The 15,142-nt window shown below is 66.3% G+C and carries 14 protein-coding genes; 1 reads left to right on the forward strand and 13 read right to left on the reverse strand.

What is annotated here, in order from left to right; translation table 11 throughout:
• Positions 1-26: 26 nt before the first annotated feature.
• Genes DM194_RS18755 through DM194_RS18765 form a run of 3 tightly spaced genes read right to left on the reverse strand, consistent with a single transcriptional unit; the run spans position 27 to position 2,826 of the window.
• Positions 27-1,307 carry a TRAP transporter large permease gene (locus tag DM194_RS18755; RefSeq protein ID WP_111069070.1) on the reverse strand — a complete coding sequence of 427 codons (1,281 nt, stop codon included), beginning with the start codon at positions 1,305-1,307 and terminating at the stop codon, positions 27-29.
• A complete protein-coding gene (locus DM194_RS18760; RefSeq protein ID WP_111069071.1) occupies positions 1,304-1,837 on the reverse strand; it encodes a TRAP transporter small permease in 534 nt (177 codons plus the stop codon). Before DM194_RS18760 ends, DM194_RS18755 begins: the two co-directional genes overlap by 4 nt.
• On the reverse strand, positions 1,834-2,826 hold the full coding sequence (locus tag DM194_RS18765) for a TRAP transporter substrate-binding protein (protein WP_111069072.1): 993 nt from the start codon (positions 2,824-2,826) through the stop codon (positions 1,834-1,836). The genes DM194_RS18760 and DM194_RS18765 overlap by 4 nt, the downstream gene beginning before the upstream one ends.
• A gap of 320 nt (positions 2,827-3,146) precedes the next feature.
• Between DM194_RS18765 and DM194_RS18770 the strand changes: the two genes are divergently transcribed.
• Positions 3,147-3,842 (forward strand): GntR family transcriptional regulator, encoded by a 696-nt coding sequence (locus tag DM194_RS18770; RefSeq protein ID WP_162630112.1) that lies wholly within the window; start codon positions 3,147-3,149, stop codon positions 3,840-3,842.
• 140 nt (positions 3,843-3,982) lie between these two features.
• Here the strand turns inward: DM194_RS18770 and DM194_RS18775 are convergent, their stop codons facing one another.
• From DM194_RS18775 to DM194_RS18820, 10 genes are all read right to left on the reverse strand, one after another.
• On the reverse strand, positions 3,983-4,276 hold the full coding sequence (locus DM194_RS18775) for a hypothetical protein (RefSeq protein WP_111069074.1): 294 nt from the start codon (positions 4,274-4,276) through the stop codon (positions 3,983-3,985).
• A 234-nt stretch (positions 4,277-4,510) separates the two neighbouring features.
• Complete coding sequence (locus DM194_RS18780) at positions 4,511-6,550, reverse strand: NADH:flavin oxidoreductase (protein ID WP_111069075.1); 2,040 nt, start codon at positions 6,548-6,550, stop codon at positions 4,511-4,513.
• 153 nt (positions 6,551-6,703) lie between these two features.
• A complete protein-coding gene (locus DM194_RS18785; RefSeq protein ID WP_111069076.1) occupies positions 6,704-8,281 on the reverse strand; it encodes an FAD-dependent oxidoreductase in 1,578 nt (525 codons plus the stop codon).
• A 107-nt stretch (positions 8,282-8,388) separates the two neighbouring features.
• Positions 8,389-9,537, reverse strand: a complete 1,149-nt coding sequence (locus DM194_RS18790) for a LysR substrate-binding domain-containing protein (RefSeq protein WP_246024460.1) — start codon at positions 9,535-9,537, stop codon at positions 8,389-8,391.
• 15 nt (positions 9,538-9,552) lie between these two features.
• On the reverse strand, positions 9,553-10,509 hold the full coding sequence (locus tag DM194_RS18795; RefSeq protein WP_246024485.1) for a LysR substrate-binding domain-containing protein: 957 nt from the start codon (positions 10,507-10,509) through the stop codon (positions 9,553-9,555).
• A gap of 28 nt (positions 10,510-10,537) precedes the next feature.
• Positions 10,538-11,353, reverse strand: coding sequence for an SDR family NAD(P)-dependent oxidoreductase (locus tag DM194_RS18800; RefSeq protein WP_162630114.1), 816 nt, complete (start codon positions 11,351-11,353; stop codon positions 10,538-10,540).
• A gap of 87 nt (positions 11,354-11,440) precedes the next feature.
• Positions 11,441-12,391 (reverse strand): ABC transporter ATP-binding protein, encoded by a 951-nt coding sequence (locus DM194_RS18805; protein ID WP_111069080.1) that lies wholly within the window; start codon positions 12,389-12,391, stop codon positions 11,441-11,443.
• A complete protein-coding gene (locus tag DM194_RS28245) occupies positions 12,381-13,349 on the reverse strand; it encodes an ABC transporter ATP-binding protein (protein ID WP_162630115.1) in 969 nt (322 codons plus the stop codon). The genes DM194_RS18805 and DM194_RS28245 overlap by 11 nt, the downstream gene beginning before the upstream one ends.
• Positions 13,346-14,176, reverse strand: a complete 831-nt coding sequence (locus DM194_RS18815; RefSeq protein WP_162630116.1) for an ABC transporter permease — start codon at positions 14,174-14,176, stop codon at positions 13,346-13,348. Before DM194_RS18815 ends, DM194_RS28245 begins: the two co-directional genes overlap by 4 nt.
• Positions 14,177-14,181: 5 nt before the next feature.
• Positions 14,182-15,138 (reverse strand): ABC transporter permease, encoded by a 957-nt coding sequence (locus DM194_RS18820; protein WP_111069082.1) that lies wholly within the window; start codon positions 15,136-15,138, stop codon positions 14,182-14,184.
• Positions 15,139-15,142 lie beyond the last annotated feature (4 nt).

Consider the following 15,142-nt stretch of genomic DNA (forward strand, 5'->3'; position numbering starts at 1 on the left):
CGTACGCTTCTGCAAAGGGGGTCTCCCTAGTAGCCCATCGCGTGCGGCAGGGCGGTGATGAGGGGCGGGAAGAGCATTCCGGTGGCCAGCAGCGCGAAGCCCAGGGCGACGAAGGGCCAGAGATGGCGCATCATCTCGCCCATGGAGATGCGGGCGATGCCGCAGACGACGAACAGCACCACGCCCACCGGCGGCGTGAGCATGCCGAGCACCAGGTTGAAGACGAACAGGAAGCCGAAATGTAGCGGGTCCAGGCCGTAGGACACGGCGATGGGGTGGAACAGCGGCACCAGCATGATGTAGGCGGCGTTGGATTCCAGGAACATGCCGACCACGAACAGCATGGCCGCGACCAGCAGGTTGAAGACCAGCGGGTCGGTCGTCAGGCCCTTGATCGCGGCGGTCAGCCGCATCGGCAGCAGGTCCACCGTGATGAGGAAGGTGACGGCCGACGCGAAGGCGATCAGCGCGCCGACCATGGCGGTGGTGATCGCCGCCTTCAGCAGACAGTCCGGCAGGTCGGCCAGCCGCAGCCGCCGCGTCACGAGCAGCCCGACCAGCAGCGCGTAGACCACCGCGATGGCGGCACCCTCCGTCGCCGTGAAGGCGCCGCCGACGATGCCGCCGATCACCACGATGGGCATCAGCAGGATCACCAGCGACCGCCGCATCTGGTACGCGATGTTGGCGAGGCTGACCGGCTCGCCCGTGGGCGGGTAGCCGCGGCGCTTTGCCATCCACCAGCACAGCGCCATCATGCCGGCGCAGTAGATCAGCCCCGGCACCACGCCGGCCAGGAACATGCCGGCCACCGACACGCCGCTGCCGGCCATGAAGGCGTAGACGATCATGGCGCCCGACGGTGGGATGACCGGGCCAAGGTTCGCCGCCGCCGCCACGATGGCCGCGGAGAAGCCGGTGCCGTACACCTTCTCCAACTGGCGGACCAGCACGGTGGCGAGCGCGCTGGCGTCGGCCACGGCGGCGCCCGACACCGCGGCCATGCCCGCGCCGGAGACCAGCGTGACCTGGGCGAGGCCGCCCTGCACGCATCCGACGAAGGCGTTCGCCAAATCGATCAGCCGCTCCGCCAGCCCGCCGCGGATCATCAGCTCGCCGGCCAGCATGAACAGCGGGATCGCCATCAGCGGGAAGGCGTTGACCGCGTGCATCATGCGCTGCGGCAACATGTTGAAGTCGATGCCGCCCAGCGATAGCCCGGCTAGCGCGCTGAACCCCAGCGCGAAGGCCAGCGGCATGCCCAGCAGGCCCAGCACCATGAAGAGGAGGATGATCGGCAGGCTCATGTCGGCCCACTCCCTGCCCGGCGGAATGCCGGCCCCAGCGCCTGGGACAGCAGGTGCAGCGCCCCGTGCAGCGCGCCGATGCAGACCGGCAGCATGAACAGCCCGACCGAGACGTCCAGCGTGGACATCGGCTCGTCCCACTGGTCGAGCGTCAGGATCGCTGCCTGCCAGCCGACCAGCGCCATCAAGCCCATGCCCAGCAGCGCCATCAGCCGGGCCAGCCCGGCGCGCAACCCCTTGGGAATGACGTCCGTCAGCAGCGTCATGCCCACATGGGCGCCGCGCCGGATGCCCAGCGGGATCGCCAGGAACACCGTCCAGACGAAGAGAAGACGCGAGATTTCCTCCGCCCAGTCGATGGACAGATTCAACGCATAGCGCATGAAGACCTGGGCCGGGATGATGACGACCATGCCGATCATGGCGCCGGTCACCACCTTGGCGACGATCCAGTCGATGCCGTCGAGCACCCGGCCGAGGGCCGCGGCGGCGGTCCCCGGCGGCGCGGCCACGCCGTTCAGCGTGCTCATCCCTTCTTGCCCACGGCGGCGAGCACCTGGTCGACCAGGCCGGCCCCTGCGCGCTTCTTCACCTCGTCCACCACGCCGGAGGTCGCCTTGCGCAGCTCGGCAAGGGTTTCCGGCGTCAGCGAGTCGAACTGCATGCCCTTGGACTGGAGGTCCTTCAGCGCCTCGGCATCGGCCTCGGCGGCCAGCTTGCGCTGCTCGGCCACGGCCTTGGCCGAGGCGGCGGTGATCGCCTGCTTGTACTCCGGCTTCAGCGCATCGAACTGCTTCCTGTTGGCGACGAGGGGGATGAAGTCGAAGAAGTGGCCGGTGTTGGACAAGTACTTCTGCACCTCGAAGTACCGGCTGGCGCGGATGATGGGGTAGGGATTCTCCTGCCCGTCCACAACTCCCTGCTGGAGTGCCGAATACAGCTCCTTCACGTCCATCGCCACCGGGTTGGCGCCGAGCGCCCGGAAGGTGGCGAGGTGCGTCTCGTTGGGCTGCATGCGCAGCTTCAGGCCCTTGAAGTCCTCAAGGGTCTTCAGCGGGCGGGTGTTGTTGGTGGCGTGGCGCTGGCCCAGCTCCATCCAGCCGAGCGGCGCGAAGCCCTTGGCCGCCAGTTTCTCCTCGATGGCCTTGCCGACCGGGCCGTCGATGACCTGGAAGGCGGTCTCGCGGGTCTCGAACAGGAAGGGCAGGCTGACCGCCTCCACCTCGGGCACGAGGCGCGAGACGAAGGCCGCCCCCACCCAGGTGCCGAAGATCGTGCCGGAGCGCACGGCGTCCACGTTCTCCTTGGCGCCGCCAGGCTGCATGCCTGGGAACAGGTCGATGGTCAGCGCGCCGTTGGTGCCGCGCTCGACCTCGGCCTTGAAAAGCTCCATGGCTTTGGAGGAGGAATGTTCCGGCGCGAAGTTGCCGGCGATGCGGAGCGTCTCGGCGTTGGCGCTGCCCGCCGTGACGCCCAGAGCCACGGCCAGGACGGCCAGAAATCCCGAGTGGGTTCCCATGGATGCACCTCTCCTGTTCCAGTCGAGCGGCGCGCGCTCCGATACCTGCACCGGACGCGGTCGAGTATTAGGGAGTTACGGCGAAATCGGCGGGTCGATTGTCTCCTTTCGACCGGATTGACTTCCCTCATTCTTGGAACCCCGATCCTCTTCGCACTATTGCAAGTCAATTGCCAAAACTGGATATTGAATTACAATGATGCGTAACATATTGAATACTCGTGGGAAAATGTGGGCGGGATGGGTTTGTCCGCTTTCTGCGCCTCCGGAGGAGGTGCGGTGGTCCGCTCAAATCCTGGGCAGCGGGGGGAGGCATGGTGATGCGGAATTCGGCAAACGAGCGTCCGGCGCGCCGGGCTGCCATCGGTCGGGTCACCCTGCACGACGAGGTGGCGGCGCGCCTGCGCTCCATGATCGTGGAGGGGGAGCTGTCCCCCGGCGCCCGCATCCCGGAAAGCCAGCTCTGCGAGGCGTTCGGTGTCTCGCGCACGCCGCTGCGCGAGGCCTTGAAGGTGCTGGCATCGGAAGGTCTGGTGGAGCTGCTGCACAGCCGCGGCGCCATCGTGAAGCGCATGTGCGTGCAGGAGGTGGCTGACATCTTCGAGCTGATGGCCGGCGTGGAGTACATGACCGGGCAGCTCGTCTGCCAGCGCGCGACCGCGGAGGAGGTGGAGGAGTTGCAGGATCTGCACGCGCGGCTGCTTGACTTCCACCGCCGGGGCCGGCGGTCGGACTATTTCCGCACCAATCAGAAGATCCACCGGCGGATCGCCGAGGTGTCTGGCAACCGCGTTCTGGCGGAAATGCAGGCCGATTTCTCCGGCAAGATCCGCCGCGCCCGCTACATGGCGAACCTCCAGCAGGCCCGCTGGGACGAGTCTGTGCAAGAACACGAAGCCTTCATGGAGGCGCTGGCCCAGCGCGATGGCGACCTGATGGGCCAGCGCCTGCGCGACCACATGCGCCACACCGGTGACGTGGTGATTCGCGCCCTGCGGGAGGAGGGAGGCGCGTAGCGAGATGGGCCCCGGATCTGAGGCAGGTGACGAAGCGGAAGTCTCGCCCCTATAAGTAGCATAAACACAGGAGAGGTACGTAGGGTTGACGCCTGACGCTGGCTTGCCGGCATGCCAAGCCCGAGGTTGGCGCTGAGGAGTCAGATGGTGACCGGCGGAAGTGTCACCTCTCGGCGGCCTCCTGCCCCCGCAACCAACGACACCAGACGCCCCGGTTCGAAAGAGCCGGGGCGTTCGTGCGTCATGGCCTCGCCCATCCGGACGGCGCCCTCGCAGACCGCCAGCACGCCGGCCAGTTCGCCATGCAGGCCGGCATTCAGCCCCGCACCGGCAGGGGAGGGTGTCAGGACGACGCGGTCGATCATGATCCGCACCATCACCATCGCCTCGGCGCTGTCCTCACCGCCGGCGAGGGCCGCCTCCAGCGCTTCCACCTTGCGGCGGTAGAGGTCCGACAGCTGGGGGGCAGCAGGACCGACGGCAGATCCGCATCGGACTCTTCGGTCTTGGCAAGCTTTGTAGGCACGGGCCTGCGGGGCCGCAATGGCCTTTGCCGCTGAGCGTAAGCCAGAACTTACCCTCAGCGGCATTGCTCATTCAGGCCGCTTGCTTTCCAGCCTGAATGAGCAAGGTCGGGTCAAGGATGTAGCCGCTGAGCTTGTGAAGGCTCAGCACACATGAGCCAGCCGCAGCGCATCAAGCACCGCAGCATGAACGTTCCGGCTTCCTGCGGCATCCCCGATACGATGCAGTTCGAACCCTTCGTCACGCATGGGCTGTGGCTTGCTCGCCAGCAGCGCGGGGATGTCGGTGACTCCGCGGTTGCCGGCGTGGGGGCGCAACCCTTCGAACAGGTCGTCCATAGGCACGGTTCCCATCTCGACGATGACCTGGTCGACCTCGATCTCATGCAGGTTGTGCGTCAGCTCATCCAGCACCGTCGCGGTGAGGCGATGACCGGCGCGCGCCACCTTCACCAGACGATGCTCCAGATGGGGCGTGACCCCCATGCGGATGAACTCCTGCTTCCAGCGGGTCCGCTCGGCATAGGTGAGCTCCTGCGCCAGGAACCCGTCGATGGTGAAGTAATGGATCTTCGAGCCGGCCGCATGCGCTCGTTCGGCGGCCAGCGGAGCCGGATGGCGGCCGGTGCCGTCGAAAATCAGGACTTCCGCCGCCGGCGGAATCTGGCGCCCGATGATGTCCCAGGAGGGGACCACCAAATCGGCCCCGTCACCGAACTCCGTCTGCGGCAGTCCGCCCGTCGCCACGATGACGAGATCCGGCTCAAGCGCCAGCACATCGGCGGCTTCCATGTAGGCGTTGTAGGACACGGTCACGCCCAGGCGCTCCAGTTCCGCCACCCGCCAGTCGACCAGCCCGATGATGTCGCGGCGCCACTTCCCTTCGGCGGCGATGCGCACCTGTCCGCCCGCCTCGGCGCCCGCCTCGTACACCGACACGTCATGGCCACGCTCCGCCAGCACGCGCGCCGCTTCCAGCCCCGCAGGGCCGGCGCCGACGATGACCGCGCGCCGGCGTGGCCCGGTGGTGGGGCGGATGACGTGCGGCAGGGTAAGCTCGCGTCCGGTCGCGGCGTTGTGCAGGCATTTGGGGCGGTAGGGCGATTGGCAATGCGTCGCGCCGACGCAGGGTCGGATCAGATGTTCCTCACCGCGCGCCAGCTTCGCCACCAGATGGGGGTCGGCGATCTGTGCCCGTGTCATTCCGGCCATGTCCACCATGCCCGCGCTGACGGCATAGCGGGCGGTGGCAATGTCGGAAATGCGGGCGGCATGGAACACCGGAAGCCCGATCTCCCGCCGGAAGGCGCCGACGGCGGTCACCCATGGGGCGATGCGCGTGCCCATGCCGGGCATGTTCTCTTCCGCCAGGGCGCGCGCCGTGTCCATCGAGCCATAGATGGCGTTGAAGAAATCCACCGCTCCTTCCCGCTTGAGGATCTCGGCGGCGGCGATGCAGTCCTCCGCCTTCAGAGCGCCGTCGATTCCTTCGTCGACGACGAAGCGCATGCCGACCAGGAAGTCGTCGCCGACGGCCTTGCGGATCGCTTCATGGACCATGAGGCCGAAACGGATGCGATTTTCCAGGCTGCCGCCGAAGCGGTCGGTGCGCTGGTTGGTCTTGGGCGAAAGGAACTGGCCGATCAGGTGCCCGGCCGCGAGCGTTTCGATTCCGTCGAGGCCACCCTCCCAACAGCGGCGGGCGGCGGCGGCGTAGGCATTCACCACGCGCTCGATGTCGTGGTCGTCCATTTCGCGCGGGATGGCGCGGTGCAGGGTCTCGCGTAGGGCGGACGGCCCGATGGCGGGCAGCCAGTCCTGGGCGTAGGGGTCGGCGCGCCGCCCGAGGTGGGTGATCTGACACATGAGCGCGGCCCCCTCGGCATGCATGGCCTCGGAGAAGCGTTGCAGGTGAGGGATGATCTCGTCGGAACCGACATTGAGTTGGCGGAAGATGTTGGGGCTGTCGCTGTCGACGTTGGACGACCCGCCGAACATGGACAATGCGATGCCGCCGCGGGCCTTTTCCACATGGTAGGCGCGGTAGGCCTCCTTCGGCATCCCTCCGTCCTCCAGGCCACAGGCGTGGCTGGTGCTCATGATCCGGTTGCGGAAGACCGTCTTCTTGATGGTCAGCGTTTCGAGCAGAGGGTCTTGCGTCGTCGTGATGGCCTGGTCGAGCATGTCTCGTGACACTCAGTGTGGGCGCTGAGGGCCTCGGTTCCGAAGCTTTGTGCCCCCGGACGCCGCTGCCCTGCGCGGGAAAGTTGATCGGTGAGAAACGGTGCTAGGTTCCGTGGGACGCCGAAGGACGGCTCAGTCTTTCAACCTTCCGGCCTATTGCCGGTCTGGTGAGGCCGTCGGCGTCGGCGTCGGCGGTGCGAAGCGCCGCGCCTGGAGCGCGAGGAAAGCATCCACCTCCCGCACCTTGTCTTCGTCCGTCCAACCGAGCGGACCGGCGATCACATCGGCCACCGCAGCCGCATCCTCGCGGCTGAGCAGCCCCTGCCAGACCAAGCCGGTGCGTTGCACGAGCACGCCGTAGAGGTCGCGGGCATGTTCGCGGGTCACGGCATCCAGAAGCGCCTGCCTCGGCACGCCGCCGCGGTTCGGCAGGATGAGGTCCGCGCCGGACGCCGAAGCCCTGGCCGGGGACTGCGCGTTCACGGGCTCGCGGCTGCCGAGCCGTCCTTGAACCTTGTCCAAAATCTCGCGTCCGGCGCTGCGGTGGCTCATGACGGGGCCGGCGGTCATGGCGAAGACGTTCGGCATGCCGCGGCTTTCCAGGTCGTGCAGGATGCGCTCGCGGGCACCCATCGGGCGCTGCGGATCCCAGGTCAGCGGCCGTACGCCCGCCCAGGTCTGATGCACGTCGGCGCGGGTCAATTTCAGGCCCGGCAGCAGATGGTTGGCTTCGCCCAGCAGGAAGTCGATGTCCTCCTGATCGGCCGCCACGTCGGTCGCATCGCCCTCGAAGGGGGTTTCGGTCGGCCCGAAATAGAAAAACTCGTCGCCAAGCGGCAGGCAGTAGAAGGGATGGCCGCCGCGATGCATGGTCGCGATGCCGTGGTCACGGTAGCGCTCCGGCAGACGGACGACGATGTGGGCGCCCTTGGTGCCGCGCACCAGGCGGCCGGGAATGTTGCCCGCCGACTCCATCCAGGTGCCCGCCATGTTGATCACGGTCCGCGCCCGGACATGGCGCTGACCATGAGGCGCCTCCAGTGCGATGCGCCAAGTGCCATCCGGCTGCCGGTCGCCGATGCGCGCCGTCGTGAACAACTCCATCGCCGCGCCATGGGCTTCCGCATCCAGGGCCGCGTCGAGACACAGGCGCTCCGGGTGGGCGAACAGGTATTCGCGGAACGCCGCCATGGCTTGCAAGCGGTCGAGGTCACGCAGATCCTGCGTTATGGGATGCCGGCGCGCCTCGGCCGCGCCAAGGATGCGGGCGTCGAGTGACGGACCTTTTGTGTGCAGCGCCTGCAACAGCCGCAGACCCGCCGAGAGGTGCCAGCGCCGGACGGGGCTGTCCGGCCAAACGGGAAAGCAGAGAGTGATCGGCCGCGTCGCCACCCGGTCGTCCTGCGCAAGGTCCGCCCGGGCCTCCATGGCCGCCCGCGCCATGGACAACGCCGAGACGAAGCGCCGTGGATGCAGGGCGAAATCCCGCACCGGGCTGGGGGTTTCGAAGTAGCGCAGGCCGCAGTGCAGCATCCGGGAGGACCGGCCGCTCGCACCGCCGGCAAAGTCGCCCTTCTCACACAACAGCACGGAATATCCCGCCCGGCTCAGTTCCTGGGCGGCCGCCGTGCCATTGATGCCGCCGCCGATGATCACGGCGTCGTACAGCGGCTCATCGCGTGTCAGTTCCTGCTGCCTGACCTGTGTGCCGGCCACTGCGGTTTGTACCATCGCCTCTGACCTATGTCGGTAATATGGAGCGTCGGAGGCCATTAGGTGGCAGCGCGAGGTTTGCGCAAAATGAGAAGAACTCCCAACGTTATGCGCAAACCGCATATTCACGTTTTATCGAAAAGCCCCCGCAGCAGAAGATCGCGCTCCTCCTTTGCATACTCGATGAGCGCACTGGCGAGCGGGGTCGGCGGGCGCGTATCGGGCAGCAGCAGAGCGACGCGGCAAGGGATATCCGGCACGAAGGGAAGCACCCGCAGGCCGTTGCCTTTCTGCGCCGCCGCGGTGAAGGGGTCCACGATCCCGACGCCGAGCCCGCGCCTGACCATGGCGCAGATGGAAGAGGAGAAGGTGGTGGTGCAGATGGGCCGCGGCCGCACCCCCGCGCTCTGCATCACTTCCTCCAGCATCCGGTTCACGGCGGTGAAGGGGGACCATGACAGCAGGGGAAACTCCCCCAGGTCGCGGGCGCGGACCTCGGCGCGGTCCGCCAGCGGATGATCGGCGGGAACGGCGGCAACGTAGGGGGCTTCGCTGAACAGCTCCGTGCGGAAGCCGGACCGTTTGAAGGGCGTCTCCGCCAGGCCGAAATCCACCTGCTGCGTCGCCGCCCAATCCTCGACATTGGCCGACATGCGGACGTTCAGGGTGACGCGCGTGCGCGGATGGCTGCTGTGGAAACGGCTTATGACCTGCGGCATGAAGTCGATGCCAAGCGCCGGCATGACGGAGCAGGCCAACTCGCCCTCGTCGCCATCCTGCAGGCGGCGGGCGAAGTCCTGCAGGGAGGAAAGCGAGACGAAGGCGCGTTCGACCTCGTCCAGAAGGTGATGCGCCGCGGCGGTCGGCGACACCCGACCTTTGCGGCGGACGAACAAGGTCAGGCCAATCTCGTACTCCAGCCGGTCCATCATACGGCTTACCGCCGGCTGGCTGCGCCCGAGAATTTCCGCGGCGCCGCTCACGGTTCCGGTCTGCATAATCGCACGGAAGGCTTCGAAGAGACTGAGATTCATGGCTTTTCCTAGTAATCCGCCGGAGTGATCCGCCGGGGCGGTCCGCCGAGCTTGCCGCAACGGTGCGGCGCGGACGCCGGCGACCGCGAACGCGGTGGATGGAGCGGCCCGCTCCGAAAGGGCAGGCTTGATCGGCGCGGAGGCGCCAAATTCCGCGCGATGCGCCGGTCCGCTACGACACCGAAGGCTTTGATCTGGACCGAAGGCTTGGCCCGGCCGTTCAACCGACCCGAGGAGCATCCGGGGAAGGCCGCCTCACCTGATCCCCCATTCCTTCCGGATCGTTTGAAGCATTCCGAGGAATTCGCGACCGACCCGGGAGAGCGGACGGTGCGCGGGGTGGAGGACGCCCACACGGAAGGGAATGTTCGGTTCGAATGGCCGTATGTCGACCCCGCGGCCCTGGAAATCCCGCGCCGTAAAGGGATCGATCAGTCCGACTCCAAGCCCTTGGGCGATCATGCCCGCGATGACCCCGGAGTTCTGAGCTTCGTAATATTGCTCTCGCGGCACATTGGCCATCAGGAATTGCTGGTCTATGGCGTGCCGGGCCGCCGTGTTGCTGCTGAGCGAGATGAAAGGCACTCCCGCCAGATCCGTCACCGCCACCTGCGGCAAGGCCGCCAATGGGTGTCCGGCCGGCATGGCGAGGACGTAGGGCGTGCAGCAGAACTCCGCGGCGTTGATGCCGCTGCGGACAAAGGGGAACTCGCCCAGGCCGAAATCGACGTGGTGGGCCGAGACCAGCTCCTCGATCTTCGTGGACGGGAAAACCAGCACCGAAATGCGGGCCTGGGGGTGCTGCGTGGCGAAGCGCGCGATGACCGTCGGCAGAAACGCGTGTGCCAGAGCCGGCATCGTCGCGACGGTGAGGCTGCCCATGCGGGCCGCCTGGATATCGCGCGCGATCTCCGAAATCTTGTCGACGGAAACGAATGTCCGTTCGACCTCCTCGAAGAAGATGTCCGCCTCCGGCGTCGGGACGAGGCGTCCGTTCTTACGGTCGAACAGCTCGAAGCGCAGCGAGCGTTCGAGCTGTTCGATCAGGCGCGAGATCGCCGGCTGGGAAATGCCGAGGATCGCGGCCGCCCCATTCGTGGTGCGGGCGAGCATGAAGGCCCGGAACGCCTCGAGCTGGCGAACGCTCAGCCGCACCTGGCCATAGCCGATGTCGCGAGCGCTGCCCTTCGGTGTCTTCTCCGCATCCGTCACCAACTTGGCCCCCCGCCAGCGCGGCCGTTCATTCGTTTCGGCGCCAGGCGTCGGCCAGTGAGAATTTGGTCGTCGCCCCGCCATCCACGATCAAGGTCTGCCCGTTAAAGCCGCTGGACCGGTCGCTGGCAAGAAAACTTATCGTCTCGGCGACTTCTTCCGGCTGGACCATCCGTCCCATGGGATGAGCCTTGAGCACATTCGCCAGAACCTCGGGCATTTGCTCGCTGCCGTGAACCATTTCGATGGAGCGCCGGAGAAACTCCGTGTCGACATAGCCCGGTGCGACGGCGTTGGCGCGAATTCCCTGGCCCCCGTGATCGACCGCCAGCCCGCGGACGAGGGCCGTCAATCCGGACTTCGCCGTCAGATAGGCCAAACGGTCGCACGGCGTCGTGAAGGCCCAGATCGTCGAGACGAAGACCAGGGAGCCGCCGCCGCCGGCGATCATCACCGGCAAAGCCCTTTTCGCCGCGAGGAACGGTGCGCGCAGGTTGAGCCGGAAACAGGAATCCCAGTCCTCGCTCGTGAGTTCGAGCGCGTTGCCGGGGTAGGCCCGGCCCGCGGCGAAGACGAGCGCGTCGATGCGTCCGTAGCTTTGGGCGGCCGTATCGATGAAGCCGTTCAGGGCCGCTTCGTCCGCGACGTCGCAGACGGCCCCGTCAATCCGCAGATCCCCTTGGCGCCCCTCCTCGCACAGGGCATCGACGTCCTTCTGGTCCCGGCTGCAGGCAAAGACCTCGAAGCCGTCCTGAGCCAAGGCCAGCGATGCGGCCCGTCCCATTCCCTTCGTGCCGCCGATCACCACGGCAACGGATGGGTTCGCACGATCGTTGGTTCTCACCGGATTTCCTCTTTCGCCGCTGAAAGCAGGTCTGCACTGCCCGACTTGCCGCCGCACCGGGCCGCCAGATCGGGCAGTCCTGGGCCGCTAGACTGGATTGAAGCACCAGAACTCGTGGTCTTCGCCGCACGCGGTCACCTCGGGCCGGGCGTCGTGACATTTGCCAAGCGCGCGCGGGCAGCGGTTTGCGAAGTTGCAGCCCTTCGCACTCCGCTTGGCCTCTTCCGCCACCGGGGCCTCTCCCTTGCGCGCGTTCATCAGCATCGTCGTGTACGGATGGCGCGGGCTGTCCATGACCTGATCGACCGGTCCAAGCTCGACGATCCGGCCGAAATACATCACCGCAACGCGGTCGGCGAGAAACTGCGCGACCCCGAGATCATGCGTGATGAAGACGAACGCGATCTTCTCCGAACGGTTCAGCGACTTGATCAGATTGAGGATCTGGGCGCGTACGGAGACGTCGAGCTTCGACACCGCCTCGTCGGCGACGATCAGGCGCGGCGACAAGGCCAGCGCCCGCGCGATGGCGGCGCGCTGCAACTGACCGCCGGACATCTCATGCGGGTGGCGATGTGCAAAGCTTGCGTTGAGACCCACCCGGCTCAGCAGATCGGCGACCCGTTCGGAAATTTGCTCCTCGGACATCTTCAACTGCAGGCGCAGCGGCAACGCGATCGAGGAACCGACGGTGAAGCGCGGGTTGAACGAGGACAGAGGGTCCTGGAACACCATCTGCAGATCGTACGCGCCATGACGGCGCGACGATGCGGCCTTCGGGGGCTCGACCGCGATGCTCCCGGAGGTGAGCGGGTGGAGACCGAGCATCGCCTTGCCGAGCGTGGTCTTGCCCGAGCCGGACTCCCCGAGAAGTGCGATGATCTCCCCTTCGTTCACGTCGAGCGAAATGTCGTCCAGGACGCGGAGGTCGCGCTTGGCGCCCCAGGACTTGCCGATCTTGAATTCGAGAACGGCATCCCGAATGCGGATGAGCGGAGAGGTGCTCACCGGCAACACATCGATCACGTCATGCGGCATGATTGAAACACCTTACGCTGTGACCGGCTTCCACCATGTGCTCGGTCGGCTCCATGGCGGTGCAACGGTCGGTCACCTGGGGGCAGCGCGCCGAGAAGGCGCAACGCTTCGCCCAGCTCGTGGCGCCCGGCTCGCCTTTGATCTCATAGAGCGTCGCATCGCGCTTCTCCAGGGAGCGTGCCGTCGCCAGCAGGCCGGCCGTGTAGGGGTGCGCCGGCCGCTCGAGGATCCGCTCCGTCGGACCGATTTCGACGATGCGGCCGCTGTACATGACCGCAACCCGGTCGCACAGATGCCGTGCAACGGTCAGGTCATGCGTGACGAACAGGACGCCCGTGTCATGCTGCCGCTGCTGGCTCCGGATGAGCTCCAGGATCTGGCGTTCCACGAGATTGTCGAGATTGGTCGTTGGCTCGTCGGCGATCACCAGCCTTGGATTCAGCCCGAACACCATCGCGATCAGCACGCGCTGCAGCATTCCGCCGGACAGCTGGTGCGGATAGGACGCCATGGTGCGTTCCGGCTCCCGAATGTTGACCTGCTTCAGAAGTTCGGCGGCTTCCTCCTTCAGATCCCCGGGCGAACCGTTGGAATGCCGGCCCAGCGCCTGCACGATATGCCAGCCGATGGTCTTCGCGGGATTGAACGAGCCCACGGGGTCCTGGAAGATCATGGCCAGGTCGGCGCCGCGCAGGCGTTGCATGTCCCTGGCGCCGATCTCGGCCAGCGACCGGCCGTTATAGGTCAACTCCGCCGCCTCGACGTGAGCATTGTCGGGCAGGAGTTGAAGAACGCTGAGACCCGTTACCGTTTTCCCCGATCCCGACTCGCCGATGAGGCCCAGCACCTCGCCTTTGTTCAGATCGAAGGAGACGCCCTTGACCACCTCGGTTTTCCGATCGCCCGAGCCGAAGGAGGTTCTCAGATCACGCACGCGCAGAAGAGGAGACGGCGTCACGACAGGCGCTCCTTCAGTTTCGGGTCAGTCAGATCCCTCAGGCCATCGCCCAGGAGATTCAGGCCGAGAAGGGCGATCGAAATGGCGAGGCCCGTCATGGTGAGCACCCAGGGGGCGGTGTTGAAGTATTCGCGCCCGTCCGACATCACGAGTCCGAGGGACGGGGCGGGCGGCTGGACGCCCAGGCCGAGGAAGCTGACGCCCGCTTCGATGACGATGCCGAAGGCGACGCCGATCGTCGCCTGCACCAGGAGCGGGGAAAGGGCGTTGGGCAACAGCTCCCGCAGCAGGATCGAATGGGTGGGCTGGCCGAACAGCTTCGCCGCCTGTACCCACGGCTCCATCACGATGAGCTGCGCCAGATTGCGTGCGAGCCTGACGAAGATCGGCAGGTAGATCAGCGCGATCGCAAGCGCGACGTTGAAGACGCCATAGCCCAGGACCACCATCAGGAAGAGCGCCAGGACGAAGCTGGGAAACGAGAACAGCAGGTCGGACGCCTTCATCAGCACGTTGCTGAGAAACCCCGGCCGGTACGCGATGAACAGGCCGATCATCGATCCCAGAACGGCGGCGATGCCCACGCCCGAGATGGAAATGAGAAGAGACAGCCTGGCGCCATAGAGGACCCGCGTCAGAACGTCTCTTCCCATCGTGTCGGTACCGAACGGATGGGCCAGGCTCGGCGGCGCCAGCATGGCCATGACGTCCATGGCGTCCCCGTCATAGGGGGAGATCATCGGCCCGAAGACGACGGCGAACGCGACCAGAACCGAGATGACCGCTCCCGTCAACGCAGTCTTGTTTGCGGCAAGCCGCTTCAGCACAGGGATCATCGCATCCTCGGGTTCAGCATGGTGCAGATCAGGTCGACGACGATGTTCACGAACAGGACGATCAGCAAAAACGTGAGGGCACAGGCCTGAATGATGGGATAGTCCCGCCCGAAGGCGGCATCGATCATCAGAGATCCCACGCCGTTGATGCCGAAGATGCGCTCGATGACCACGGTGCCGCCGAGCAGGTAGCGGACCTGAAGACCGATGACGGTGACGAAGGGAATCAGCGCGTTGCGCAGGACATGGTGCAGGAATATGAAGGTTCCGCCGTGCCCAAGCGACCGGGCGACACGCACGTGGTCGCGGTGTGCGTTGTCGATCAGCGCCGAGCGCAGGATCCGCGTGAAGGAAGCGGCCATCGGCGCCGCGATGGCAAGCGCCGGCAGGAAGCCGCTGAGAAGCGCACCCCCCAGGGATTCCATCGGCGAGATGAAGCCATAGGCCGGAAACCAGCCCAGGCCGAGGGCGAAGGCATAGATGAGCACATAGCCGATCCAGAAATCCGGCATGGAGATGCCGGCCGCCGCGATCGACGTTGCGACGGTGTCGATGATTCCTCCCCGGTTCAGCGCCGCCGCGGTGCCGGCGACGAGGGAGATCAGCACCGCCAGGATGATGGCGTAGAGCCCGACGAAGAGCGTGTTGGGCAGGCGGTCGGCAAACAGCGTGTAGACGTCCGTTCCAGACGCGATCGACAGCGACTGTCCGAAATCTCCACGCAGGGCGTTCAGGATCCACAACCCGAACTGAACGATCAGAGGCTCATCGAGATTCCACCGCGCGCGGAAGGCCGCGATGGTTTCCGTGGTGGCGCCTTCGCCAAGGGCGGTCAAAGCCGGATCCCCGGGGGCGGCGCGCATGGCGAAGAACACCACGGCCGCCCCCATCAGGGCCAGAATCAACACCCCGGCGCTTCGCGTCACCACGTGGCGTAGGACTGCGAATGCCATGTCA

The sequence above is a fragment of the Azospirillum ramasamyi genome (assembly GCF_003233655.1).
GTDB classification, from domain to species: Bacteria; Pseudomonadota; Alphaproteobacteria; order Azospirillales; family Azospirillaceae; genus Azospirillum; species Azospirillum ramasamyi.

Coding starts and splice junctions, on each gene's coding strand:
- DM194_RS18765 (WP_111069072.1), bottom strand. CDS start 2,826: ATGGGAACCCACTCGGGATTTCTGGCCGTCCTGGCCGTGGCTCTGGGC.
- DM194_RS18820 (WP_111069082.1), bottom strand. CDS start 15,138: ATGGCATTCGCAGTCCTACGCCACGTGGTGACGCGAAGCGCCGGGGTG.
- DM194_RS18780 (WP_111069075.1), bottom strand. CDS start 6,550: ATGCTCGACCAGGCCATCACGACGACGCAAGACCCTCTGCTCGAAACG.
- DM194_RS18790 (WP_246024460.1), bottom strand. CDS start 9,537: ATGCTCCTCGGGTCGGTTGAACGGCCGGGCCAAGCCTTCGGTCCAGAT.
- DM194_RS18760 (WP_111069071.1), bottom strand. CDS start 1,837: ATGAGCACGCTGAACGGCGTGGCCGCGCCGCCGGGGACCGCCGCCGCG.
- DM194_RS18755 (WP_111069070.1), bottom strand. CDS start 1,307: ATGAGCCTGCCGATCATCCTCCTCTTCATGGTGCTGGGCCTGCTGGGC.
- DM194_RS18805 (WP_111069080.1), bottom strand. CDS start 12,391: ATGCCGCATGACGTGATCGATGTGTTGCCGGTGAGCACCTCTCCGCTC.
- DM194_RS18785 (WP_111069076.1), bottom strand. CDS start 8,281: ATGGTACAAACCGCAGTGGCCGGCACACAGGTCAGGCAGCAGGAACTG.
- DM194_RS18770 (WP_162630112.1), top strand. CDS start 3,147: ATGCGGAATTCGGCAAACGAGCGTCCGGCGCGCCGGGCTGCCATCGGT.